Annotated in this window: 19 protein-coding genes and 1 riboswitch; of the genes, 8 read left to right on the top strand and 11 right to left on the bottom strand. The window is 68.8% G+C overall.

Going from position 1 to position 23,654, the window contains the following annotated elements:
* Positions 1-77 precede the first annotated feature (77 nt).
* Together QO010_RS21660 and QO010_RS21655 are read right to left on the bottom strand one after the other, a co-directional pair.
* Positions 78-1,094: a P1 family peptidase gene (locus tag QO010_RS21660; RefSeq protein ID WP_307352657.1), complete on the bottom strand. Its 1,017-nt coding sequence runs from the start codon at positions 1,092-1,094 to the stop codon at positions 78-80.
* A 10-nt stretch (positions 1,095-1,104) separates the two neighbouring features.
* Positions 1,105-2,145: a ribonucleotide-diphosphate reductase subunit beta gene (locus QO010_RS21655; protein ID WP_307352656.1), complete on the bottom strand. Its 1,041-nt coding sequence runs from the start codon at positions 2,143-2,145 to the stop codon at positions 1,105-1,107.
* A gap of 136 nt (positions 2,146-2,281) precedes the next feature.
* Between QO010_RS21655 and QO010_RS21650 the strand changes: the two genes are divergently transcribed.
* From QO010_RS21650 to QO010_RS21635, 4 genes are all read left to right on the top strand, one after another.
* A complete protein-coding gene (locus QO010_RS21650) occupies positions 2,282-2,932 on the top strand; it encodes a glutathione S-transferase family protein (protein WP_307352655.1) in 651 nt (216 codons plus the stop codon).
* A 266-nt stretch (positions 2,933-3,198) separates the two neighbouring features.
* Positions 3,199-3,615 carry a rubrerythrin family protein gene (locus tag QO010_RS21645; protein ID WP_307352654.1) on the top strand — a complete coding sequence of 139 codons (417 nt, stop codon included), beginning with the start codon at positions 3,199-3,201 and terminating at the stop codon, positions 3,613-3,615.
* Positions 3,616-3,689: 74 nt separating this feature from the next.
* Positions 3,690-5,060: a (Fe-S)-binding protein gene (locus QO010_RS21640; protein WP_307352653.1), complete on the top strand. Its 1,371-nt coding sequence runs from the start codon at positions 3,690-3,692 to the stop codon at positions 5,058-5,060.
* A gap of 9 nt (positions 5,061-5,069) precedes the next feature.
* Positions 5,070-5,663: a DUF3501 family protein gene (locus tag QO010_RS21635; protein ID WP_307352651.1), complete on the top strand. Its 594-nt coding sequence runs from the start codon at positions 5,070-5,072 to the stop codon at positions 5,661-5,663.
* A 198-nt stretch (positions 5,664-5,861) separates the two neighbouring features.
* Here QO010_RS21635 and QO010_RS21630 read toward each other — a convergent pair whose 3' ends face one another.
* The gene (locus QO010_RS21630; protein WP_370873843.1) at positions 5,862-7,724 is read right to left on the bottom strand and encodes a ribonucleoside-diphosphate reductase subunit alpha; all 1,863 of its coding nucleotides are present in this window, start codon (positions 7,722-7,724) and stop codon (positions 5,862-5,864) included.
* A 245-nt stretch (positions 7,725-7,969) separates the two neighbouring features.
* Positions 7,970-9,751 carry an SLC13 family permease gene (locus QO010_RS21625; RefSeq protein ID WP_307352650.1) on the bottom strand — a complete coding sequence of 594 codons (1,782 nt, stop codon included), beginning with the start codon at positions 9,749-9,751 and terminating at the stop codon, positions 7,970-7,972.
* 76 nt (positions 9,752-9,827) lie between these two features.
* A riboswitch (yybP-ykoY riboswitch) is annotated at positions 9,828-9,924 on the top strand.
* A 93-nt stretch (positions 9,925-10,017) separates the two neighbouring features.
* Between QO010_RS21625 and QO010_RS21620 the strand changes: the two genes are divergently transcribed.
* Positions 10,018-10,578 (top strand): TMEM165/GDT1 family protein, encoded by a 561-nt coding sequence (locus tag QO010_RS21620; protein ID WP_307352649.1) that lies wholly within the window; start codon positions 10,018-10,020, stop codon positions 10,576-10,578.
* A 178-nt stretch (positions 10,579-10,756) separates the two neighbouring features.
* Here QO010_RS21620 and QO010_RS21615 read toward each other — a convergent pair whose 3' ends face one another.
* Positions 10,757-13,753: an L-glutamate gamma-semialdehyde dehydrogenase gene (locus tag QO010_RS21615; protein WP_307352648.1), complete on the bottom strand. Its 2,997-nt coding sequence runs from the start codon at positions 13,751-13,753 to the stop codon at positions 10,757-10,759.
* Positions 13,754-13,863: 110 nt separating this feature from the next.
* On the opposite strand from QO010_RS21615, the gene QO010_RS21610 reads away from it, so the two are divergent.
* The 3 genes from QO010_RS21610 to QO010_RS21600 all read left to right on the top strand — a co-directional run bounded on the left by QO010_RS21610 (position 13,864) and on the right by QO010_RS21600 (position 16,272).
* Entirely contained in the window at positions 13,864-14,325 is a 462-nt protein-coding gene (locus tag QO010_RS21610) for an Lrp/AsnC ligand binding domain-containing protein (RefSeq protein ID WP_307352646.1), read from the top strand.
* Positions 14,326-14,376: 51 nt separating this feature from the next.
* On the top strand, positions 14,377-15,831 hold the full coding sequence (locus tag QO010_RS21605; protein ID WP_307352644.1) for a sensor histidine kinase: 1,455 nt from the start codon (positions 14,377-14,379) through the stop codon (positions 15,829-15,831).
* Between the two features lie 81 nt (positions 15,832-15,912).
* Positions 15,913-16,272 carry a response regulator gene (locus QO010_RS21600; RefSeq protein ID WP_307352643.1) on the top strand — a complete coding sequence of 120 codons (360 nt, stop codon included), beginning with the start codon at positions 15,913-15,915 and terminating at the stop codon, positions 16,270-16,272.
* Positions 16,273-16,679: 407 nt separating this feature from the next.
* Here the strand turns inward: QO010_RS21600 and QO010_RS21595 are convergent, their stop codons facing one another.
* From QO010_RS21595 to QO010_RS21570, 6 genes are all read right to left on the bottom strand, one after another.
* Positions 16,680-17,732, bottom strand: coding sequence for an OmpA family protein (locus tag QO010_RS21595; RefSeq protein ID WP_307352642.1), 1,053 nt, complete (start codon positions 17,730-17,732; stop codon positions 16,680-16,682).
* Positions 17,733-17,924: 192 nt separating this feature from the next.
* A complete protein-coding gene (locus QO010_RS21590) occupies positions 17,925-19,055 on the bottom strand; it encodes an ABC transporter permease (protein WP_307352641.1) in 1,131 nt (376 codons plus the stop codon).
* Positions 19,052-19,969, bottom strand: a complete 918-nt coding sequence (locus QO010_RS21585) for an ABC transporter ATP-binding protein (RefSeq protein WP_307352639.1) — start codon at positions 19,967-19,969, stop codon at positions 19,052-19,054. Before QO010_RS21585 ends, QO010_RS21590 begins: the two co-directional genes overlap by 4 nt.
* Positions 19,966-20,937, bottom strand: coding sequence for an HlyD family secretion protein (locus tag QO010_RS21580; protein ID WP_307352638.1), 972 nt, complete (start codon positions 20,935-20,937; stop codon positions 19,966-19,968). Before QO010_RS21580 ends, QO010_RS21585 begins: the two co-directional genes overlap by 4 nt.
* A gap of 10 nt (positions 20,938-20,947) precedes the next feature.
* Positions 20,948-21,589, bottom strand: coding sequence for a TetR/AcrR family transcriptional regulator (locus tag QO010_RS21575; protein ID WP_307352637.1), 642 nt, complete (start codon positions 21,587-21,589; stop codon positions 20,948-20,950).
* A 244-nt stretch (positions 21,590-21,833) separates the two neighbouring features.
* Positions 21,834-23,612 (bottom strand): cation:proton antiporter domain-containing protein, encoded by a 1,779-nt coding sequence (locus QO010_RS21570; RefSeq protein WP_307352636.1) that lies wholly within the window; start codon positions 23,610-23,612, stop codon positions 21,834-21,836.
* Positions 23,613-23,654 lie beyond the last annotated feature (42 nt).

The raw sequence follows: 23,654 nt of genomic DNA, 5'->3' as shown, positions 1-23,654 counted from the left end.
AGGCCCGGCTAGGGGCTCGGCGAGGGCGCGGAACCTAGTCGCACATTCCCGCAAGCGCAACCCGGCCAATCACTTTTTTATCGCCGCCAGCAAACAGCGTCCGAGCCCGGCCAAGGGGTGGCTTCATAGACCCCTCTGGCGACCGCTCGGGCCAGGGTGTCTGCCGCCAATCCACCGATCCTCGCCAGGGTCAGCGGGCTGGGATCGAGGAGCGGGCGCCGGGCCGTCGAGAGCACGAACACCACGTCGCCGTCGGTCGGGGCGTGGACGGGGCGGATGGACCTCGCCAGGCCGTCCTGGGCCATGATGGCGATGCGGCGGGCCTGGGCGGGGGTCAGGGCCGCGTCTGTGGCGACGCAGGCGATGGTGGTGTTGGCTCTGGCCAGGGCCATGGTGAGGCGGGACTGGCCCCAGTCGTCGGGGGCGGCGGTGAGGCCTGCCGGGCCCAGGCCGCCGAACTCGCCGTCGATCTCGTAGGGGGTCGCCCAGAAGGTGCGGCCATCGCCCGCGACGACCGAGCCGAAGCTGTTGACGGCGACAATGGCCCCGACCGTGATGCCGTCGTCGGTGACGATGGAGGCCGAGCCCGTGCCGCCTTTCAGCATCCCGGCCATGGCCCCATAGCCGGCGCCGGCCGTGCCCAGGGCGAAGTCGGGGCCGGCGGCGTTGATGGCCTGCATCGCCAGGGCGCGGTAGGGCGGATCCTCGCCCCAGGCCTTGTCGCCGCCGTTGCTGAGGTCATAGAGGATGGCCGCCGGGACCATCGGCGAGGGCGGCACGCCCGGGCGGTTGGCGAAGGCAAAGCCCCTGCCCCGCGCTCCCAGCCAGGCGGCGGCCCCGTCGCCGGCCGCCAGGCCCCAGGAGGAGCCGCCGGACAGCACCACCGCGTCCACCGCGTCGACCAGGGTGTCGGCGGTCAGGGCGTCGGTCTCTCTCGTACCCGGCCCGCCGCCGCGCACGTCGCAGGCGCAGACGGCCGCCTGGTCGGGCAGGATGACGGTGACGCCGGTGCGGACGCGCTCGTCCTGCGCCTGCCCAACGGCCAGGCCAGGGACGTCGGTGATCAGGTTGCGGGGGCCGGGGCGGGCGCTCATGCCCGCCACCCTACTCCACCGACAGCAGGTTTTCCGAGCGCTTGGCCATCAACCGGTCGAACTCGCCCCAGACGCCGTTCTCGCCCTGCCACTGCCCCTTGGTCGCCGCCTTGGAATATTCCGTGGAGCGGGCCTCGAAGAAGTTGGCGTGCTCGACGCCGCTCAGCATGCTCTGCAGCCAGGGCAGCGGGTTTTCCTTCACGCCATAGACTTCCGGCAGCTTCAGCTGGCGCAGCCGCCAGTCGGCGACGAAGCGGATGTATTGCTTGATATCCTCGGGCGTCATGCCCTGCACCTCGCCGGCCTCGAAGGCCAGGTCGATGAAGCGGTCTTCCAGCCCCACCACCGTCTTGCAGCAGTCGACGATGTCGTCGGCCACGCTCTTGGTGACGCAGCCGGTCTCGGCGTTGAAGGCGTGGAACAGCTTGATCATGCCCTCGCAGTGCAGGCTCTCGTCGCGCACCGACCAGGAGACGATCTGGCCCATCCCCTTCATCTTGTTGAAGCGGGGGAAGTTCATCAGCATGGCGAAGCTGGCGAACAGCTGCAGCCCCTCGGTGAAGCCGCCGAACATGGCGACCGTGCGGGCGATGTCGGCGTTGGTCTCGACCCCGAACTGCTGCATGTAGTCGTGCTTGGCCTTCAGGGCCTCGTATTCCATGAAGGCCGAGAACTCGCTCTCCGGCATGCCGATCGTCTCGAGCAGCAGGGCGTAGGCGGCGATGTGGATGGTCTCCATGTTGGCGAAACTGGAGAGCATCATCTTCACCTCGGTCGGTTTGAACACCCGGCCGTAGCGCTCCATGTAGTTGTCGGCGACCTCGATGTCCGACTGGGTGAAGAAGCGGAAGATCTGCGTCAGCAGGTTGCGCTCCTTGTCGTTCAGGCGCGCCGCCCAGTCCTTGCAGTCCTCGCCCAGCGGGATTTCCTCGGGCATCCAGTGGACCTGCTGCTGCTTCTTCCAGAAGTCATAGGCCCAGGGATAGCGGAACGGCTTGTAGGCGTGGGAGGGGGTCAGCAGGCCCGGCAGGATAAGGCTGGAGGCGGTCACGGCGTCTTCACTTCCCTTGGCGTTCGGAATCGGCGAGGTGCGGATGGCGAACCACCACCCTACCAGTCAATCGGACAACATCTAGCGGCGAGTTAACGCACCCCCTCAAGATGTTGTGCATGTCATGGGGATAACCATGTCCGACCGTATCACTGTTTACGGCGCCCTGGGATCGGGCAGCGTGCCCGTCGAGGCGGCGCTGACCCTGTTGGGCGCGCCCTATGACGTCGTCGAGGGGGCCACCTGGGAGCACGATCCGGAGATCCTGGCGCGGGTCGAAAAGGTCAATCCGCTCAAGCAGATTCCAGCGCTGGTGCTGCCCGATGGTTCCATCATGACCGAGAGCGGCGCCATGCTGATCTGGCTGGCCGACAGCCATGGCCGGCTGGGTCCAGGGATCGACGATCCGGTCCGGGCGCAGTTCCTGCGCTGGATGGTCTACGTCCCGGCGGCCATCTATTCGCTGTTCTGGGTGCGCGACGATCCGTCCCGGCTGTCGCCCGATCCGGCGGCCGGCGAGGTGATCAAGGCGCGGACGGCCGAGCGGATTCTCGACTGCTGGCGGATGATGGACCAGCAGATCGAGCCGGGACGGTTCCTGCTCGGCGATTCGCTGAGCGTGCTGGACCTCTATGTGACCGTGGTCAGCCGCTGGGGCGCCGGCCGGCGGCGGTTCCGCGAGGTCGCGCCGAAGATGGCGCCGGTGGTGGCGCGGGTCGATGCGCTGCCGGAACTGGAGGCCTTCTGGGCGGCGCGGTTCCCGTTCGAGGCGGGGTGGGAGCGGTAATTCCTCGCCCCTTGGGCGAGGGGGACCACGAAGTGGTGGAGTGGGCTCTGGCGAGCACACGGAGTTTCAGGCACGCCCCCTCCGGCAGTGCTCAATCCGGACACACCGTGTGTTCCACGGCCCACTCCGTCGGCTTCGCCGCCACCTCGCCCAACGGGCGAGGAATAGACCCACTCTATCGAACCAATAGAATCTATTGATTGGATGCGACGCCCCGCCGCGGGCTACCCTGCACGCCGGGAAGAGACCTCATACGGGAGAAGACCATGTCGCTCGCCAACAGCAAGACGCTCGAAAACCTCAAGGCCGCCTTCGCCGGCGAGAGCCAGGCGAACCGGCGCTACCTCTACTTCGCCCAGAAGGCCGACGTGGAAGGCTACAACGACGTCGCCGCCGTGTTCCGCTCGACCGCCGAGGGCGAGACCGGCCACGCCCACGGCCACCTGGAATTCATGGAAAGCGTCGGCGACCCGGCCACCGGCCTGCCGATCGGCCCCACCGGCGACAACCTCAAGGCCGCCATCGCCGGCGAGACCCACGAATACACCGACATGTATCCCGGCATGGCCCGCACCGCCCGTGACGAGGGCCATGACGAGATCGCCGACTGGTTCGAGACCCTGGCCAAGGCCGAAAAGTCCCACGCGGGCCGCTTCCAGCGCGCCCTGGACACCATGGACTGACATCGACGGCTGAAGACTGAACTCGCCCCTCTTCCATCCGGGAGAGGGGTCGAGACCCCGCGCCAAGAGGGACCATGAGCGACAACCCCATCAAGCCGCCGCCGCCCAAGACCGAGGGCAGCCTGGACGCGCCGATGCGCCATCCCATCGCCTGGCGGGACGAGGCCTATTACGACCTGGCGGCGGTCGAGAAGGAGATGGAGCGGGTCTTCGACATCTGCCACGGCTGCCGGCGCTGCTTCAATCTGTGCGACAGCTTCCCCAAGCTGTTCGACATGGTCGACGAGAGCCCGACCGGCGAGCTGGATGGCGTTCCGAAAGAGAAATACGCCGAGGTGGCCGAGGCCTGCACCCTCTGCGACATGTGCTTTTTGACCAAGTGCCCCTATGTGCCGCCCCACCAGTTCGACCTGGACTTCCCGCACCTGATCCTGCGCTACCGGGCGGCCAAGCGGAAGGCGAACGGTGGGGAGTTCGTGCGCGAGCAGCTGGGCCGCACCGACCGCAACGGCAGGATGGCCAAGCCGGTGGCGGGGCTGGCCAACTGGGCCACGGCCCGCGAGAACACCCCCCTGCGCGGCTTCCTGGAAGCCATAGCCGGCATCGACGCCAAGGCCGAGCTGCCGCTGTTCCATTCGAAGACCGCCACCGACCGCGCCAGGACCGCCCCCAAGGCCGACGCCGTGGGCCCCTCGGCCGGTCGCAAGGTCGCCGTCTATGCGACCTGCTTCACCGAATACAACGACCCCAAGACGGCCGAAGCCGCCCTGGCCGTGCTGGCCAAGCAGGGGGTCGAGGCGAAACTGGTCTATCCCGAATGCTGCGGCATGCCCCAGCTGGAGTCTGGGGACCTGGCCGACGTCGCCGGTCGGGCTGACCGGGTCGCCAAAGTGTTCGCGCCCTATATCGCCGACGGCTACGAGGTGGTGGCCCTGACCGCCTCGTGCGGGCTGATGCTGAAGTTCGAATGGCCGCTGCTGGTCCCTGAGAACCAGGCGGTCAAGGCCCTGGCCGCCTCGACCCGCGACATCAGCGAATACATGGTCGGCCTTTCCAAGGCCAACGGCCTGGCCCCCGGCCTGACTCCCATCCCCGGCGGGGTGGCCATCCACCATGCCTGCCACGCCCGGGCCCAGAACATGGGCGCCAAGTCGGCCGAGATGCTGCGGTTGATCCCCGACACGAAGGTGGACCTGATCGAGCGCTGCTCGGGCCATGGCGGCACCTTCGGGGTGATGAAGGAAACCCGCCCCTCGGCGGTCAAGGTCGGCAAGCCCGCCGCCAAACAGGTCGCCCAGAAGGCCGACGAGACCCTGTGCTCCGACTGCCCGCTGGCCTGCAAGCACCTGGGCCAGCTCTTGATCGCCGAACTGCCCGACGGCAGCGCCCAGCCGGCCCAGGCCCACCCCATCGAGATCATCGCCCGGTCCTACGGACTGGTCTGAGGAAGCGTCATGCCCGCCCAAGCCCGCCGCATCGATCCGGCCGACCTCTTGCCCGACGCGCAGTTCTCACAGGTCCGCAAGGAACGCCGCGCGGCCCTGCTGCCGCTGAAGCGGTTGCGGCGGGTCTCGCTGGGGCCCGACTGCACCTTCCACTTCGAGACCTACGAGACCATGCTCTTCCAGGTCCAGGAGATGCTGCTGATCGAGAAGGGCGGCGCGCAGCAGGTCCCCGACGAACTGGCCGCCTACAACCCGCTGATCCCGCAGGGCTCGGAGCTGGTGGCGACCGTGCTGTTCGAGATCGACGACCCGGTGCGACGGGCCGCGACCCTGGCCCGGCTGGGCGGGGTGGAGGACCGGTTCTTCCTGCAGATCGGCGGGGAGAAGGCGGCCGGGGTTCCCGAGGGGGATATCGAGCGGACGCGGGAGGATGGGAAGACGAGTTCGGTGCACTTCCTGAAGTTCGCGCTGACGCCGGCGCAGAAGGCCGTGTTCGCCGATCCGGGGGCGAGTGCGATGCTGGGCTGCGATCACCCGAGTTACGGGCACCTGGCTATTCTCAGCGCCGAGACGCGGGCCGAGCTGGCGAAGGATTTCAACTAGCGCCAATCCTCACCCGGAGGGGGAGGGGGACCATGCGGAGCATGGTGGAGGGGGTCAGACGCTACATCCAGGTGTCAGGATAGGGCGCAGCCGATCAGCCGCGGATTTGCAGGCAGAAGTGGTTGTAGCTTCAACCCCCTCCACCACGCCTTCGGCGCGGTCCCCCTCCCCCTCCGGGTGAGGATTGGCGCTAAAGCCCTACTGACAGGCCAGGCATTCCTCGTAATCGGTCCGGGCGCTGTCCTGCACCACCACCGCCTCGGCGTCGCTGCCGGCGTGGCTGGCGCGTTGCACCGACTTGGAACGCAGGTAGTAGAGGCTTTTGACCCCCCGCTCCCAGGCCTGCCAGTGCAGCATGTGCAGGTCCCATTTGTCGATGTCGCCCGGCAGGAACAGGTTGACCGACTGGCTCTGGCAGATGTCCGGCGTGCGGTCGGCGGCGAGCTCCACGACCCAGCGCTGGTCCAGCTCGAAGGCGGTCTTGTAGACGTCCTTCTCGTCCTGGCTCAGGCAGTCCAGGTGCTGAACCGAGCCCTCGTTTTCCAGGATGGTGTCCCAGACGGCGGCGGTGTTCATGCCCTTGGTCTCGAGCAGGCGCTCCAGATAGGGGTTCTTGACCGCGAACGAGCCCGACAGGGTCTTGTGCGTATAGACATTGGCCGGGATCGGCTCGATGCCCGCCGAGGTGCCGCCGCAGATGATGCTGATCGAGGCGGTGGGGGCGATGGCCAGCTTGTGGCTGAACCGCTCCATGACGCCCCGTTCGGCCGCATCGGGGCAGGCGCCGCGCTCTTCGGCCAGGGTCTTGGAGGCGAGATCCACGCCGCGGCGCAGGTGCTTGAAGAGGCGCATGTTCCAGGACTTGGCCATGGCGCTCTCGAACGGCACATTCTGGGCCTGCAGGAAGCTGTGGAAGCCCATCAGGCCCAGCCCGACGGACCGCTCGCGCATGGCGGCGTAGACGGCCTTCTCGGCGTCGACCGGGGCGCGGTCGATGAAGTCCTGCAGCACGTTGTCCAGGAACCGCATGATGTCCTCGAGGAACATCGGCTCGTCGCGCCATTCCATGAAGGTCTCGGCGTTGACCGAGGACAGGCAGCAGACGGCGGTGCGGTCCTTGCCGAGGTGATCCTTGCCGGTGTGCAGCATGATCTCGCTGCAGAGGTTGGACTGGCGGACCTTCAGGCCCAGTTCCCGTTGGTGCGCCGGCATGGCGCGGTTCACCGTGTCGGAGAAGATCAGGTAGGGCTCGCCGGTCTGCAGGCGCAGCTCCAGGATCTTCTGCCACAGCGAGCGGGCGTCGACCTCACGCAGGACCTCGTCGTTCTTGGGCGAGCGCAGGCCGAACTTGGTCCCGTCGCGCACCGCTTCCATGAACTCGTCGGTGATCGAGATGCCGTGGTGCAGGTTCAGGGACTTGCGGTTGAAGTCGCCCGAGGGCTTGCGGATCTCGAGGAACTCCTCGATCTCGGGATGGTGGACGTCCAGATAGACGGCCGCCGAGCCTCGGCGCAGGCTGCCCTGGCTGATGGCCAGGGTCAGGCTGTCCATCACCCGGATGAAGGGGATGATGCCGCTGGTCTGGCCGGCGCCCTTGACCTTCTCGCCGATCGACCGGACGCCGCCCCAGTAGGTGCCGATGCCGCCACCGTTGGCGGCCAGCCAGACATTCTCGTTCCAGGTGCCGACGATGCTTTCCAGCGAATCGCCCACGGCGTTCAGGAAGCAGCTGATCGGCAGGCCGCGCTCGGCCCCGCCGTTCGACAGCACCGGGGTGGCCGGCATGAACCACAGCCGGCTCATGTAATCGTAGATGCGCTGGGCGTGCTCGGCGTCGTCGGCATAGGCCGTCGCAACGCGGGCGAACATGTCCTGATACGACTCGCCGGCCAGCAGATAGCGGTCCTCGAGAGTCGTCTTGCCAAAGTCGGTCAGCAGGGCGTCGCGACTGCGATCGACGACCACCTTCTGGACCAGGGACAGCGCCGGGCGCTCGGTGGTCCACGGCGTCGTGCCGGAGGCCTCGCCCAGGGGAATCTGTCTTGCCGCTTCACCCATCATTTGCCCAAAACCCGTAATCCAATCAGCCATTTCGCGCGAAGGTTCGCTTCGCCGAAACCCCATATGTAGTGGGCGAAGCGCCCCCATAACCCACTATATGGGGGCATGAGGATGAATGACTCGTCAATGAGGCGAACTCGCCGCATGGGTAGTTTTTCGTTAACAAGGTGTTAACAGCCTGTCTTCGAACTGTCGCGAACCTAGCAAAATCGGGGGGTTGCGTGACCCCAGCGGCGGATGGTCGCTCACCCCGCCAGAGGCCAAAAAAACGTGATCAAGGGAACGCCCAAAACCACCACGAGAACTGATAAGGGCGCCCCCAACCGGGGATAGTCGCCGAACCGGTAGCCGCCGGGCGCCATGATCAGGGTGTTGCACTGGTGGCCGATGGGGGTGAGGAAGTCGCAGGCCGCCCCGACCGCCACCGCCATCAGGAAGGGGTCGGGATTGAGATGCAGGCGCTGGGCCAGGTCCGCGCCGACCGGGGCGATGATCAGCACCGTGGCGGCATTGTTGAGGAAGGGCGTGGCGGCCATGGCCACGACCATGGTGGCGGCCAGGGCGGCCATCGGCGGCAGGCCGTGGAAGAGGTGGGCCAGGCCCTGGGCGATCAGGGCGGTGCCGCCGGTCGACTGCACCGTCTCGCTGACCGGAATCAGGGCGGCGACCAGAATCAGCACCGGGGCGTCCAGGGCCTGGTAGGCTTCGCGCATGGTCAGGGAGCGGCTGGCGATCATCAGCACCGCCGCCCCGAAGAAGGCGATGGCCACGGGCACGATCTTCATCGCCACCAGGATCATGGCCGCCGCCAGGATGATGATCGGCAGGAAGCGCCAGCGGGCGTCGCCCAGCCGCACCTCGCGCTGGGCCAGGGGCAGCAGGCCCAGATTGGTCAGCACCCCCGGCAGCACGCTCTCGGCCCCCTGCAGCATCAGGACGTCGCCGACATGGATCGGGGTGTCGTGCAGCCGGCGGGTCAGGCGCTGGCCGCTGCGGGCCACGGCCATCAGGGTGACGCCATGCTCGCTGTGGATGGCCAGCCTGCGGGCCGACTGGCCGGCCAGGCTTGAGCCGGCCTGAACCACGGCCTCGACCGCCAGGATGTCCTCGGACCGGCTCGGCCGGTGGGCGGGGCGGGTGTCGGAATGCAGGCTGAGGCGGGCGGCGGCGATCAGCTGGTTCAGCACCTCCTGCGGGCCGGAGAGGACCAGGCGATCGCCGGGCTCGACCTTGGAGTTGGCGTGGGGCGCGTCGCGGCGCTCGGTTCCCCGCTCCAGGGCCGTGACCTCGATATCGTCGCCCGCCAGCCGCCGCAGCTCGGCGATGGTCATCGGTCCGGCCGGCCAGGGGTCGGGGACCTCGGCCTCGGTGACATAGGTGCTGGCGGCCAGGGCGGCGTCCATGGTCTCGGCCCCCTTGCGCCCGGCCGGCAGCAGGCGGTAGCCGAACACCAGGAAGGCCAGGCCCGCGAAGGTGAGGATCAGTCCGACCGGGGCGTAGTCGTACATGCCGAACGGCTTGCCCAGGATGTCCTGGCGGATGCCCGAGACGATGATGTTGGGCGAGGTGCCGACCAGGGTGACCATGCCGCCCAGCAGGGCCGCGAAGGACATCGGCATCAACAGGCGCGAGGGGGCGCTGCCGGTCCGCCTGGCCAGCTGCAGGGCCGGTGGCATCAGGATAGCCAGGGCCCCGACATTCTTGGTGACCATCGACAGCAGGGCCGTCAGAGCGGCCAGCACCGGGGCCTGGGTCTTCTCGTTGGGCAGCCGGCCCAGCAGCGGCCGCAGGGCCACCTCCACCGCGCCGGAGCGGGCGACGGCGGCGCTGACGATCAGGGCCGAGGCGATGATGACGGTGATATCGTCCGACAGGCCGTCGAAGGCCTTCTTGGCTGGCACGATGCCCAGGGCCAGCCCGACCACCAGCGCGCCCAGGGCGACCAGGTCATAGCGGAACCGTCCCCAGGCGAAGACGGCGACGGTGCCCAGGATCAGGCCGAACGAGAGAATCTGCGGTGTGGTCATGGGCCCCCGGGATGTTCTTCCGGCTAACGGGTCGCAGGCCCTCGCGGTTGCATCCTTGGTCCCCCAGGCTTATCTGGCCCTCGTCACTGGGGAGTAGCCGCCCGCACCCAGCGGGGCCCGCGTCAACACAATCGGGGAGACCCGTGGCGCGGGCGACCTTCGCGAGAAGGCCTGGCGAGACCTTTGGCTTTCGGGTGCGGCCGCGGGGCCGTGGGCCCGAAACGCCAATGGTCCGTCCGATCGGCCCCGCAGGATGACAGTTTCAGATGGAAGCCTTCCTCGTCTCGACCGGCCTCGTGGCCCTGGCCGAAATCGGCGACAAGACCATGCTGCTGGCCCTCTGCCTGGCCGTGCGCTGGCGCAAGCCCGTCCCGATCCTGCTGGGGATTTTCGCCGCCACCATCGCCAACCACCTGCTGGCGGCGACCGTCGGGTCGCTGGCCGGCGGTTTCCTGCAGGGCTGGTGGGTCAAGTGGGTGCTGGGGATCGCCTTCATCGGCTTTGGCGCCTGGGCCCTGATCCCCGACAAGTTCGAGGACAGCGACCTTCCCCCGGAACGCTCGGGCCAGTCGGTCTTCGTGGCGACGCTGATCGCCTTCTTCTTCGTGGAGATGGGCGACAAGACCCAGGTGGCCACCATCGCCCTGGCGGCGCGGTTCCACGAGATCCTGTTCGTCGCCGCCGGGACGACAGTCGGCATGATGATCGCCAACACCCCGGCGGTGCTGATCGGCGAGGCGGCGGCCACGCGGTTGCCGCTGAAATACATCCGCTGGGCGGCCGCGGCGGCGTTCGCGGGGATCGGGGCGTGGGTGCTGTTGGGCTAGAGGCCAAAAGCCCTTCCCCCGCTGGCGGGGGAAGTGGCCTGAGGCGCGCAGCGACGAAGGTCGTTGGGGGTCCTTGCAGGAGAGTCCGGTGCGCCGGCCAGCGCCGCAAGGGCCCCCAACGAGCCTCCAGCTTCGCTGTCGGCCCACTTCCCCCGCCAGCGGGGGAAGGGCTTGGGGCCTAAAGGTTCAACAGCGCCGGGTCCCCGCCTTGCGCGGTGATGTTCACGCTCACCGCCCGCTCGAGCGCGTAGCGCGACAGGGCGTTCGGCCCACCCGCCTTCGGCCCCGTCCCCGACAGCCCCTCGCCGCCGAACGGCTGCACCCCGACCACCGCCCCGATGATCGAGCGGTTGACGTAGACATTGCCGGCCGGGACCAGTTCGGCCACTTCCTGCGCGAACGCCTCGATACGGCTGTGGACGCCGAGCGTCAGGCCATAGCGCCGCGACGCCAGCATTCCGGCCACGGACGATAGATCCTCCGGGTCATAACGCACGACGTGCAGGATCGGCCCGAACACCTCGCGCTCCAGGAAGTCCGCCGACGGAATTTCCGCCAGGACGGGGCCGAAGAAGGTCCCTTCCGCCGGAGCCGCCAGGCGGTGCAGCACGGTGGCTTCGGCGTTGAGGCGATGCAGGTGTTTCTCCAGCGCCTCCTTGGCCTCGGCGTCGATCACCGGCCCGACATCCGTGCCCGGATCGGCCGGGTCGCCGACCACCAGGCAGTCCATGGCGCCCTTCAGACCCGCCACCATGCCCTCGGCGGTGTCCTTGGGCAGGAACAGGATGCGCAGGGCCGAGCAGCGCTGGCCGGCGCTGCCGAAGGCGGAGAGGATGACATCGTCGATGACCTGCTCGCGCTGGGCGGTGGTGTCGACGAACATGCCGTTCAGGCCGCCGGTCTCGGCGATGAAGGGGACGATGGGACCCTCGCGCCCGGCCAGGCTGGTGTTGATCCGCCGGGCGGTTTCGGTGCCGCCGGTAAAGGCGACGCCGTCGCAGCCGGGATGGGCGACCAGCGCCGCGCCCACGGTCTCGCCCCGGCCGGGGGTGAGGGCCAGCAGGCGGGGGTCGAGGCCGGCAGCGTGATAGAGCTTCACCGCCTCGGCGGCGATGACCGGGGTCTGTTCGGCCGGCTTGGCGAGGACGGCGTTGCCGGCGGCGAGCGCCGCGCAGATCTGGCCGGTGAAGATGGCCAGCGGAAAGTTCCACGGACTGATGCAGACGAAGACCCCACGGCCGTGCAGGCTAAGCGTATTGACCTCGCCGACCGGGCCCTTGAGCAGTTCGGGCGCGGCGAACTTTTCCTCGGCCAGGTGGGCATAGTAGCGGCAGAAGTCGACGGCCTCGCGCACCTCGGCGACGCCATCGGCCAGGGTCTTGCCGGCCTCGCGGGCGCAGATGGCGATCAGCCGGTCCTGGTGGGCTTCGAGGGCGTCGCCCATGGCCCGCAGCACCTTGGCGCGGGCGGGACCGTCGGCGGCGTTCCAGGCGGGCTGGGCCAGACGCGCGGCCGCGAAGGCCTTGTCGATCTGCGCGCTCGTGGTTTCCGGTGGCGGGGTCAGCGTCCCCAGCGCGGCAACGGCGGCGGTCAGGCGGTCGCGTTCGGCGCCCACCGACAGGTCGACGCCGGAGGAGTTGACCCGTTCATCGCCATAGATGTCCGAGGGCTTGGCGATGCGCGGGTGCGGCCCCGGGCCGACCGCCTCGACGGCGCTGATCGGGTCGACGACCACGGCCTCGGCTGGCACCTTCTCGTCGAGCAGGCTGTGGACGAAGCTGGTGTTGGCCCCGTTCTCCAGCAACCGGCGGACCAGGTAGGGCAGCAGATCCTCATGCCCGCCAACCGGCGCATAGGCCCGCAGGGTGACCCCGTCATAGAGGTCGTCGGCGGCGCGGTAGAGGGCCTCGCCCATGCCGTGCAGCCGCTGGAACTCGATCTTCACCCCGGCCGTGTGGGCCATGCGGCGCACGGCGGCCAGGCTGTGGGCGTTGTGGGTGGCGAACTGGGCGTAGAGGTGCGGCGCCGCGCCGATCAGGGCTCGGGCGCAGACCAGGTAGGAAAGATCGGTGGCCGGCTTGGTGGTGTAGACCGGGTAGTCGGGCCGGCCATTGACCTGGCCGCGCTTGATCTCGCTGTCCCAGTAGGCCCCCTTGACCAGCCGCACCATCAGCCGCCGGCCGCTGTCGCGGGCCAGCTCGGCGACCTTGGCGATCACCCGGGGCGCCCGCTTCTGATAGGCCTGCACGGCCAGGCCCAGGCCGCGCCATTCGCCCAACGACGGCTCGCGGGCCAGGCGGTCGAGCAGCTTCAGCGACAGGGTGAGGCGATCGGCCTCCTCGGCGTCGATGGTGAAGTTGAGGTTGTGGCGGGCGGCGATCTCAGCCAGCCGCAGGGTGCGGGGATAGAGCTCGGCCCAGACCCGGCTCGCATGGGTGTCCTCGTAGCGCGGGCAGAGGGCCGAGAGCTTGACCGAGATGCCGTGGCCGGCCTCCGGTCCCGCCCCGTTCGACAGCTTGCCGACGGTCTCGATGGCCTGGGCGTAGCTGGCCTCGTAGCGCTCGGCGTCGGCGGCCGTCCGGGCCCCCTCGCCCAGCATGTCGAAGCTGCACATATAGCCTTCGCCGGCCGCGCGCTTGATGGCCGCCTCGATGGTGCGGCCCAGCACGAACTGCTCGCCCATGATGCGGATGGCGGCGGCGACGGCGCCGCGGATCACCGGCTCGCCCACCCGGCCCGCCACCTTCTTGAGGAAGCCCGGCAGGTCGGCGCGGGCCTCCTCGTCGACATCGACCAGCTTGCCGGTCAGCATCAGGCCCCAGGTCGAGGCGTTGACGAAGAGGTTGCCCGACTTGCCGAAATGGCTGGCCCAGTCGGCGCTGCTGATCTTCTCGGCGATCAGCCTGTCGCGGGTTTCCTCGTCGGGCGTGCGCAGCAGGGCCTCGGCCAGGCACATCAGGGCCAGGCCCTCCTTGGTGCCCAGCGAGAACTCCTGCAGGAAGCTCTCCACCACGCCCTGGCGGCGGGCCGAGCGGCGGGCGGTGCGGACCAGGGCCTCGGCCTCGGCGCGGACGGCGGCGCGTTCCTCCAACCCGAGGGGCGCCGCTTCCAAGAGCGCGGTCACGGCGGCGGTCTCGTCGCGGTACTTGCCCTCGTCCAGGTCGTCCCAGGTCATGGCGGCCTCCAATATACGAATGTCGTCGGTGTAACGCCGATCTGGCCGAATGTGCTTGGCATTTTCACCCTGATTGCCGAAGCTTGTTCGGCAAACCGAAGGGAAATGACATGTCCGCTCTGGACGACACAGACCGCCGCCTGCTGCGCATCCTGCAGGCCGACGGCCGGATCACCAATCAGGAGCTGGCCCGCCAGGCCAACCTGTCGCCGGCCGCCTGTTTCGACCGCATCAAGCGGCTGCGCGACCGGGGCGTCATCGTCGGCTACGCCGCCCTGCTCGACCCCGACAAGGTCGGCCTGCCGCTGCTGATCTTCGTCGAGGTGCTGCTGGAGCGGACCACCGGCGAGGTGTTCGAGCAGTTCGCCGCCACCGTGCGCCGCACGCCCGAGATCCTGGAATGCCACATGGTGGCCGGCGGCTTCGACTATCTGATCAAGGCCCGGGTGGCCGACATGGACGCCTATCGCCGCTTCCTGGGCGACATCCTGGTGCGCATGCCCGGCGTGCGCGAGACCCGCACCTATGCGGTGCTGGAAGAGGTCAAGCACAGCGTGCAGCTGGCCCTTTAGCCCCCTCTCTTTTGCGGACTATGCTGACTCTTCAGTCGAAAGGGCGCGCCGATGGACAGTTTCACCCGGCTTCTCGACACCCACGGCATGCTGCCGCACGGCTTCTGCCTGCTCTGGCAGCCAGGCTTGCTGGCCCTGCACGTCATCTCCGACCTGGTCATCGCGGCGGCCTATTTCAGCATTCCGCTGGCCATCCTGGCCTTCGTGCGGCGGCGCACCGACCTGATCGCCGAGCACAGGCGCATCGCCATCCTCTTCGTGCTGTTCATCCTGGGCTGCGGCCTGACCCATGTGATGGGGATCGTGGTGCTGTGGCGGCCGGCCTACTGGACGGACGGAGTCATCAAGGGCCTGACGGCGGCGGTGTCGCTGATCACCGCCATCGCGCTCTGGCCCGTAGTGCCCCGGCTGCTGGCCGTTCCTTCGCCCGAGCAGCTGGCCAACGTCAACGCCAGCCTGATGGCCGAGGTCGCCGCCCGCCGCACGGCCCTGGAAGAGCTGGGCGCCGTCCGCGCCAATCTGGAGGCGGAGATCCAGCACCGCACCGCCGAGGTCCAGGCCCTGGCGCGGCGGTTCCAGATCGCCACCGAGGGCTCGGTCGTCACCCTGTTCGAGCAGGACGAGGCGCTGCGCTTCACCTGGCTGCACAATCCCCGCCCGCCCTTCACCCGGGCGGTGCTGGGCCGCACGGGCGACGAATGCCTGTCGGCCGAGGCCCAGGCGGTGCTGCGGCCGCTGAAAGAGCAGGTGCTGGCCTCCGGCGAGCCGCTGCAGGCCGAGGTCGCCCTGCCGATGGACGACCACACCGGCCATTTCGAGATTCGCGTCACACCGGCCGCGGCGGCCGACGGTTCGACCGGCCTGCTCGTCGCCGCCGTCGACATCAGCGAGCAGAAGCGCCAGCAGGACCATCTGCAGGTGATCCTGCGCGAACTGGCCCACCGCTCGCGCAACCTGCTGTCGATGGTCGACGGCATCGCCCGCCAGACCGCCAAGGCCGAGGGCGTGCCCAAGGAGTTCAGCCAGCGGTTCGGGGCGCGGCTGACGGCGCTGGGCCAGGCCTATGACCTGCTGATCAGCCATGACTGGCGGGGGGTCGACCTGGACACCCTGGCCCGCAGCCAGCTGGCCCATCTGGCCCCCGAGGCCGGCGATCGGCTGCGGATCGAGGGGCCCTCCCTGGATGTGGGGCCGGAGACCGGCCAGTACCTGGCCCTGGCCATCCACGAACTGGCCACCAACGCGGCCAAGTATGGCGCGCTCAGCGAGTTGGGCGGCCAGATCACGTTGAGCTGGCGCAGGCTGGAGGGGCCGGACGGCGCCCCCCGGATCGAGGTGACCTGGGACGAGACGCTGGACCGGCCGATGAGCGAGGCGCCCGCGGGACGTCGGCGCGGCTTTGGCCGGCTGCTGCTGGAGCAGCTGACCCCCCGGGCGGTGAAGGGTCAGGCCAGCCTGGTCTTCGAACCCCAGGCGGTCCGCTGGCATGTGGGTTTTCCAGCATGATTGCGACATTCCGTCGCATTCTGTAGGGTCCCCGGCGTTGACTGGGCGTGGGCCCGGGTCCTTGAGTTTTGAGTAGCCGCGATGGCCCAGGTCCTCATCGCCGAAGACGAGTCGTTCACCGCCCTGGCGCTGGTCGATGCGCTCGAGGCCCAGGGCCATGAAGTGCGCGAGGCCGCCGACGGCGCCGAGGCCCTGGAGATCATGGGCGAGTTCCAGCCCGACGTGCTGGTCACCGACCTCAACATGCCGCGCATGGACGGTTTCGAACTGATCCGCCGCCTGAACGCCCGGCCGCAGGGGGCCCCGCCGGTCATCCTGATCACCGGCCTGCCGAGGTCCAAGCTGCCCGCGGACCTGATCTATCAGGCCTATCTGGGCAAGCCGGTGGACCACCAGGCGCTCTACGCCCTGGTCAACCGGCTGTCGGCGAAGGCGGGCTGACGGCCGGCGCTGCGGCGCAAGAAGATTTCACCACGAACAACACGAACCCCACGAACGGGTCCGAGCCGGCCTGGGGTCGATCTGAAAGGCCGTAAGGATTGACCACGAAAAACACGAAAAGCACGAAAAACACGAAAACGGCGGCGCTACCCTGAGCCTTCGCCCGAAGGGCTGTCGATCAGTTGAGGCGGCCTGCGGCCAGCATTGACCCGGCTCGGACCCGTTCGTGTTTTTCGTGTTTCCCTCTCGCGGCATCCAACGGCGGCCCTCAGGCCAGCGCAGGCCCGTTCGTGGGGTTCGTGTCGTTCGTGGTGAAGCCTTCGAGCCTTCCAAGCCGCACAGCCCACAAAGCAAAACCCCCGGCCTTTCGACCGGGGGTTCGCTTAGTTTTGTCGCTTTAGATCAGATCAGAAGTTGATCTGGATCGTCGAGCGGCGGTTCAGCGGTTCCTTGGTGCCGTCCGGAGTCGGGACGGCCAGTTCGGTTTCGCCCTTCCAGTCGACCGTCAGGCTCGACTGGTTGACACCCAGGCCCACCAGCGCATCGGCGACGGCCTTGGCGCGGCGTTCCGACAGGCGGACGTTATACTTGGCCGAACCCGAGGTGTCGGCATGGCCGACGACCTGGACCGAAGCAGCGCCACCGGCGGCCGCGTATTGAGCGGCTTCCTGGACCACCGCCTGGGCTTCCGGCGTCAGGATGTACTGATCGAACGGGAAGTAGACGATGAACTGCTTGGCCTCATACACCGGCGCCGGCGGCGGCGGGGGAGGAGGCGGGGGCGGCGGCGGCGGGGGGGGAGGCGGCGGAGGCGGGGGCGGCGGCGGCGGGGGCGGCGGCTCGGCGCCGAACGCGTAGCGGATGCCCACGGTCACCGACTGGTTGTTGTAGCTGCCCTCGAGCGGACCGGCCGAACCGTTGTTCTCGAAGCTGAAGTCACCCGTCTGGAAGTAGCGATAGGTGAAGTCGACATTCATCCGGTCGCTCGCCTTGGCGGTGAAGCCGGCGATGCCTTGCCAGGCCCAGGCGCTGTCGCTGTCATCGGCGACGACCAGGGTCGGGGTGGTGAGCATGTCGAAGTTGGAATAGGCGATACCGGCGCCAACGCCGATGAAGGGATGCAGGTCGCCGTCGGGAATGAAGTCGACGATGACGTTACCCATCAGCGACCACACTTCCATGTTGCCGCTGCTGACGAAGCCGTTGCTGTCCGGGATTTCGCCCGGACGATAGGCGCCTTCGAGTTCGACGCGCCAGTTCGGCGACAGCCGGTAGCCGAGACGGGCGACGCCCATCCAGCTGTCATCCGGGTCGACGGTGATGCCGTTGTCGAAGTTGACGTTGTCCGACCACTGGTAGCCCAGATCCAGCGCGCCGTACCAGCCGGTGTCCTGCGCGGACGCTCCGGAAGCCATGAGCGTGGCGGCTACAGCCGCTCCCGCCAGGAGTTTGAATTTCATAGTGAGAGCCCTCTCCTGCCCACATGCGACGAACAGCCGCTTGTATCCTGTTATAGCAAGGCTTCCGCCTCCGCAAAGTGTCAGTAGAGCCACACCGGAAGCAATTTTCCAGTCCAATGCGCCGCCAACGCGTTTTCCGACAAAAGGTTGCTCGCCTCAGGGGAGAATTACCCAAGGTAACAGACCGTTAACTCAGTCCAGCGTGGTCCGGTAGCGGGCCATGGCCAGGGCCGAAACGGCCAGGACAAAGACGGTCAAGGCCCCCAGGCTGGGCCACAGTTCGCCGATTCCCAGACCCTTCAGCAGGGCGCCCCGGACCACCCGCAGGAAGTGGGTCACCGGAATCACCGTGCCGATCGCCTGGGCCCAGCCGGGCATGCCGCGGAACGGGAACATGAAGCCCGACAGCAGGATCGAGGGCAGGATGTAGAAGAAGGACATCTGCATGGCCTGCAGCTGGCTGCGGGCCAGGGTGGAGATCAGGAAACCCAGGGCCAGGCTGCCTATGATAAAGAGCAGCACGCCCAGGGTCAGGGCGCCCCAGCCGCCGCTGACCGGCACGTCGAACAGCGCCCTCCCCAGGGTCAGGATCAGCGCCGTCTGCACCAGCCCGACCAGGACATAGGGCGCCAGCTTGCCGATCATCACCTCCAGCGGCCTCACCGGGGTGGCCAGCAGGCTCTCCATGGTGCCGCGCTCATATTCGCGGGTGACCCCCAGCGAGGTCATCATCACCAGGGTCAGGGACAGGATCACGCCCAGCAGGCCCGGCACGATGTTGTAGGCGCTGATGGCTTCGGGATTGTAGCGGCGGTGGACGACCACCTCGAACGGCGGCCCAGAGCCCGGCCGCGCCAGCGGCCCGACCAGGTCGCGCTTCAGCGCCTCGGCCGGCAGGCCGGCGGCGGCGGCCAGAGCGCCGCTGGTGGCGGTGGGATCGGCCGCATCGGCCTCGATCAGGATCTGGGGTCTGTCCTGGCGCACCACCCGGCGGCTGAAGTCGGCGGGGATGGTGATGGTGAACTGCACCCGGCCCAGCGCCAGGGCCTGGTCCAGCTCGGCGGGCGTGGCGGCTTCCTCGGTGATCTCGAAATAGCCGCTGCCGGCCAGGGCGGCGAGGGTCGAGCGGGCCATCGGGCCGTGGTCCTGGACCAGCACGGCGGTGGGCAGGTGGTGCGGATCGCTGTTGATGGCGTAGCCGAACAGCAAGAGCTGCACGAGCGGCATGGCCAGGATCATCGCATAGGTCAGCCGGTCGCGGGTGAGTTGGATGAACTCCTTGGTCAGCACCGCCCAGATGCGATTCAGCGACAGCCCGGTCATTGGAAATTATCCTGCGACTGGCCCATCAGGTGGATGAAGACATCCTCCAGCGTCGGCTGGCCCTCGCTCCAGCGGAACGGTTCCCGGCGATAGGGGGCGATGGCGGCCTCCAGCGCGGCGCGGTCCGTGCCGCTGACATGCAGGGCCGCGCCGAAGGGGGCGGCCATGACCACGCCGGGCTTGCCGGCCAGCTCCCGCGACAGCCGGTCGGCCCCCGGCCCCTCGGCGCGGTAGGTGATCAGGCCCGAGCGGTCGATGACCTCCTCGGCTGTCCCCCGCGCCATCAGCCGGCCATAGGCGATATAGGCGATGTCGTGGCAGCGTTCGGCCTCGTCCATGTAGTGGGTGGAGACCAGCACGGTCAGGCCCTCGGCCGACAGGGCGTGGATCTCGTCCCAGAACTCGCGGCGGGCCTTGGGATCGACCCCGGCGGTGGGTTCGTCGAGCAGCAGCAGCTTGGGCTCGTGCAGGATGCAGGCGGCCAGGGCCAGCCGCTGTTTCCAGCCGCCCGACAGGCTGCCGGCCAGCTGCCGGCGGCGGTTGCCCAGGCCCAGCCGCTCCAGCGCCTCGGCCACCCGGCGGCGGCGATTGTCCAGGCTGTAGACCTGGGCGATGAAGTCGAGGTTCTCCTCGATGGCCAGGTCCTCATAGAGCGAGAACTTCTGGGTCATGTAGCCGGTCTGGCGCTTCACCGCCTCGGCGTGACGACGGAAGTCCAGCCCCAGCACCTCGCCCTCGCCGCTGTCAGGAGTCAGCAGGCCGCAGAGCATGCGCAGGGTGGTGGTCTTGCCCGAGCCGTTGGGGCCCAGGAAGCCGGTGATCCTGCCGGTCCCCACCTGAATATCGACGTCCTGGACGACATGCTTGTCGCCGAACGACTTGTTCAGTCCACGGACGTCGACAGCGAGAGTCATTTCACGGGGACCACGTCGATGGGCTGGCCCGGGATCAGGCTGGCGCCATTATCGGGCCGCGCCTCGACCAGAAAGACCATGCGGTCGCGGCTCTCGCGGCTGTAGATCACCGGCGGGGTAAACTCCGGCCGGGGGCTGACATAGTTCACCACCGCCGACAGCCCGGCCCTGCAGCCGTCGCAGCTGAACTTCACCCGCGTCCCGACCGGATAGCGGGCGATGTCGCGCTCGGGGACATAGAAGCGCACCCGCACCCGGTCGTCGGGGATCAGGGCCACCACCGGCTGGTTGGCGGCGGCCCATTCGCCGGGCTGGAAATAGACGTCCTCGATGCGGCCGGCGGCGGGGGCGACCGGTCCGGCCTGGGCCAGCCGGCTCTGCGTCTCGGCCAGCACGCCGCGCGCCTGGGCCGCCTGGGCCTGGGCGGCCAGCACGGCGTCGGGGCGGCCCCCGAGTGTTCCGGAAGCGCGCCGGGCCTCGATGGCCCGGACATTGGCGGCTGCGGCGTCGTAGTTGGCCTTGACCTGGTCCAGGCGCGCCGGGGCGTAGATGCCCTTGGCGACCAGGGGGCGGATGCGGTTCAGCTCGGCCTGGGCCTGGCGCAGGGTCGCCTGGGCGGCGGCCCGCTCGGCGTCATAGACCGACAGCTCGGTAGGCCGCAGCCCCTTGGCGGCGTCGGCCACCCGCGCATCGGCGGCGGCCACCCCGGCCTGGGCCTGGGCCTGCTGGGCCGACAGCGGGCCGGTATCCAGCACGAACAGCGGCGCCCCGGCGGCGACCCGCTGCCCCCGGACCACCGACACCTGCCGCACCGCGCCCGGCTGGGACGAAGAGAGATAGAGCGCCTCACCCTCGACATAGCCCGACAGCCTTGCAGGCGCGCCCGGCCGGCCCCAGGCCCACCAGAACAGGGCGCCGATCGCGCTCAGCACGATCACGACGATGACGATACGCGGAACGGCCTTCATGGCTTAACCCTCATGACTGGGCCTCCGGCTGGACCAGCAGCCCGGCCAGGATGGTGTCGGCGTGCTGGTTGACGAGCTGGGCAAGGTCGATGGGCTGGGCGCCGACCGGGGTGAAGACCTCGGTCCACAGCACGCCCAGCAGGATGGGCCCGACGATGGAGAAGGCGTGCAGGCGCGGATCGCCGGGCCTGACCTCGCCGCGGGCCTGGGCCCTGGCGATGACGCCGCTCATCAGGGTCACGGCCCGGCTGACCAGTTCGTCATGCCAGACCTGGGCCAGGTCGGGGAAGTTGCGCGACTCGCCGATCACCATCTTGGCCACCGCCCCGATCCGGGTGGTGGTCAGCATGATCAGCATCCGGCCGTAGAAGCCGCGCAGCAGCAGGCCGAAGGGAATGTCGGCGGCCGCCACCGCGGCCTCGACCTGGTCGAGGTTGGGGCTGATCGCCTGGCGGACCACGGCCCGGAACAGGTCCTGCTTGGTCTCGAAGTAAAGATAGAGTGCGCCCTTGCTCACCCCGGCCTGGGCGGCGATGTCGTCCAGCCGCGCCGCGGCGAAGCCCTTCTCGGCGAACACCTCCAGCGCCGCCTCGACGATCTCGCTGGGGCGGGCCTCCTTGCGTCGGCGCCATTTGGGTTGGCCGGGGGTCATGGGTTTGGCTCGTTGATAACTGACCGGTCAGTTATTTACTTGCTCGTCATCGAAAATGCAAGAGCTCCGTCCGGAACCCTTCCTCCTCGATGGAGGAAGGGCAGGGTTGGTGGTGTGCGCTCGGTGTGTGGGCGACTGGCTCAGGGTGGCGACCACGCCTCCCCGCGTTCTTCCGGAAACGCACTGCCACCACCACCATCCCCGCCCTTCCTCCATCGAGGAGGAAGGGAGAAGAAAGAGGTGGCTACCGCGCGTCCCTAAGCCGCCGCCGCCCCGCCCCCAGCGAATCCGGCCGGTTCAGCTCCTTGCGGATCTCGTCGCGGCGTTCGTGGATCGAGGCGATGACCAGGCCCATGGGGATGCCGATATCGACCAGGGTGGCCTCGGAAAGCTGCAGCGAGGCCTCGATGGTCTCGGGCACCGCGTCGGTGGCGCCCAGTTCGTAGAGCCGCTTGGCGTGGCGGGCGTCGCGGGCCCGGGCCACGATCTTCAGGTCGGGATGCAGTTCGCGGGCGGCGGCGACCACGGCCTCGGCGCCCTCGGGGCTGTCCATGGTGACGACCAGGGCCCGGGCGGACTCCAGGCCGCAACGCTCGAGAAATTCATGCCGTGAGGCGTCGCCGAAGAAGATGGCGTGGCCGGCCCGGCGGCCGGGCTCGACCAGGGCCGGGTCGCGCTCGGCGGCCACCCAGGCCACCTCATGGCGGCTCAGCATATCGCCGACCAGCCGCCCGACCCGGCCATAGCCGACGACGATGACGGCCGGCCCGTCGATCCTGTCGGGGGGATCGGCCGCCAGGTTCAGCCCGGCGCTGGCCCCCGGCCGGCCGCCCAGCCTGGCGCCCAGCTGGGCCAGGAAGGGCAGCAGGAACATCGACAGGGTCGAGGCGACCAGGATCGGCTGGCTGATGGCCGTGGCCACCACCCCCTGGTCGACCGCCGAGGTCAGAATGACGAAGGCGAACTCGCCGCCCGCCGCCAGCAGCAGGGCGGTCTCGATGGCCTGGCGGCTGGTCAGCCTGAAGAGACGGGCCAGGCCGAACACCACGCTGGCGTTGAGGACCAGCACCCCGGCGGTCATGCCCAGGATGACCAGCGGCTCGGCGGCCAGCAGCCGCAGGTCCAGCCCGATGCCGACCGAGACGAAGAACAGGCCCAGCAAGAGGCCCTTGAACGGCTCGATGGTCACCTCGACCTCGTGGCGGTACTCGGTCTCGGCCAGCAGCAAGCCGGCGATGAAGGCGCCCAGCGCCATGGAAAGCCCGGTCAGGGCGCTGAGCAGCCCCGCCCCCAGCACCACCAGCAGCGAGGCGGCCATGAACATCTCGTGGCTCTTGGCCTTGGCCACCGAGCGCATCATCGGCCGCAGCAGCAGCCGGCCGAAGAACACCAGGGCCAGCATGCCCAGCACCGCCGGCGCGAAGGTCAGCAACACCTTGGGCGACAGGGTTTCGCCGCTGTGGCCGCCGATCAGGGTGATGGTGATCAGGATGGGGGCCACCGCCAGGTCCTGCAGCAGCAGCACGGCGAAGACGGCCCGGCCGGCCTGGCTGTGCTGGCGCTTTCGCTCGGTGAGGATGGGCATGACGATGGCGGTGGAGCTGAGCGCCAGGGCCGCCCCGATGGCCGCGGCCGAATGGATCGGCTGGCCCAGCAGCATCGCCCCCGCCGCGATGGCCGAGCCGCAGATCAGGACCTGCAAGCCTCCCAGGCCGAACACCAGCCGGCGCAGCAGCCGCAGCCGCTCCCAGGAAAGCTCCAGCCCGATCATGAACAGCAGGAAGACCACCCCGAACTCGGCCAGCTGGGCGATCTCGGCCGGATTGTCGACGGTGAAATAGGAGAGCCAGGGGAACCGGCCGGTCAGGCTGCCCAGGCCCGAGGGCCCCAGCAGCACCCCGGCCCCCAGGAAGCCGAGAATCGGACTGATGCGCCAGCGGCGGAACAGCGGGGCCACGATCCCGGCCGTGGCCAGGAACAGCAGGACGTCCTTATACTCCCCCGGTGAGACCTCGCCCGCCATGACGCTCCTTTGGCCGAATCCGCACTCATTATGGCGAGGCCT

The sequence above is a fragment of the Caulobacter ginsengisoli genome, assembly GCF_030814835.1.
Classification (GTDB): Bacteria; Pseudomonadota; Alphaproteobacteria; order Caulobacterales; family Caulobacteraceae; genus Caulobacter; species Caulobacter ginsengisoli.
Note: the sequence above shows the minus strand (reverse complement) of the source record. Positions and strands in the feature narration are given on the sequence as shown.

Excerpts from the sequence above, each read along its gene's own strand:
- QO010_RS21580 (WP_307352638.1), bottom strand. The coding sequence starts at position 20,937 with ATGAAGGCCGTTCCGCGTATCGTCATCGTCGTGATCGTGCTGAGCGCG.
- QO010_RS21625 (WP_307352650.1), bottom strand. The coding sequence starts at position 9,751 with ATGACCACACCGCAGATTCTCTCGTTCGGCCTGATCCTGGGCACCGTC.
- QO010_RS21660 (WP_307352657.1), bottom strand. The coding sequence starts at position 1,094 with ATGAGCGCCCGCCCCGGCCCCCGCAACCTGATCACCGACGTCCCTGGC.
- QO010_RS21640 (WP_307352653.1), top strand. The coding sequence starts at position 3,690 with ATGAGCGACAACCCCATCAAGCCGCCGCCGCCCAAGACCGAGGGCAGC.
- QO010_RS21605 (WP_307352644.1), top strand. The coding sequence starts at position 14,377 with ATGGACAGTTTCACCCGGCTTCTCGACACCCACGGCATGCTGCCGCAC.
- QO010_RS21610 (WP_307352646.1), top strand. The coding sequence starts at position 13,864 with ATGTCCGCTCTGGACGACACAGACCGCCGCCTGCTGCGCATCCTGCAG.
- QO010_RS21575 (WP_307352637.1), bottom strand. The coding sequence starts at position 21,589 with ATGACCCCCGGCCAACCCAAATGGCGCCGACGCAAGGAGGCCCGCCCC.
- QO010_RS21650 (WP_307352655.1), top strand. The coding sequence starts at position 2,282 with ATGTCCGACCGTATCACTGTTTACGGCGCCCTGGGATCGGGCAGCGTG.
- QO010_RS21615 (WP_307352648.1), bottom strand. The coding sequence starts at position 13,753 with ATGACCTGGGACGACCTGGACGAGGGCAAGTACCGCGACGAGACCGCC.
- QO010_RS21620 (WP_307352649.1), top strand. The coding sequence starts at position 10,018 with ATGGAAGCCTTCCTCGTCTCGACCGGCCTCGTGGCCCTGGCCGAAATC.
- QO010_RS21630 (WP_370873843.1), bottom strand. The coding sequence starts at position 7,724 with ATGATGGGTGAAGCGGCAAGACAGATTCCCCTGGGCGAGGCCTCCGGC.
- QO010_RS21585 (WP_307352639.1), bottom strand. The coding sequence starts at position 19,969 with ATGACTCTCGCTGTCGACGTCCGTGGACTGAACAAGTCGTTCGGCGAC.
- QO010_RS21570 (WP_307352636.1), bottom strand. The coding sequence starts at position 23,612 with ATGGCGGGCGAGGTCTCACCGGGGGAGTATAAGGACGTCCTGCTGTTC.
- QO010_RS21595 (WP_307352642.1), bottom strand. The coding sequence starts at position 17,732 with ATGAAATTCAAACTCCTGGCGGGAGCGGCTGTAGCCGCCACGCTCATG.
- QO010_RS21645 (WP_307352654.1), top strand. The coding sequence starts at position 3,199 with ATGTCGCTCGCCAACAGCAAGACGCTCGAAAACCTCAAGGCCGCCTTC.
- QO010_RS21600 (WP_307352643.1), top strand. The coding sequence starts at position 15,913 with ATGGCCCAGGTCCTCATCGCCGAAGACGAGTCGTTCACCGCCCTGGCG.
- QO010_RS21590 (WP_307352641.1), bottom strand. The coding sequence starts at position 19,055 with ATGACCGGGCTGTCGCTGAATCGCATCTGGGCGGTGCTGACCAAGGAG.
- QO010_RS21635 (WP_307352651.1), top strand. The coding sequence starts at position 5,070 with ATGCCCGCCCAAGCCCGCCGCATCGATCCGGCCGACCTCTTGCCCGAC.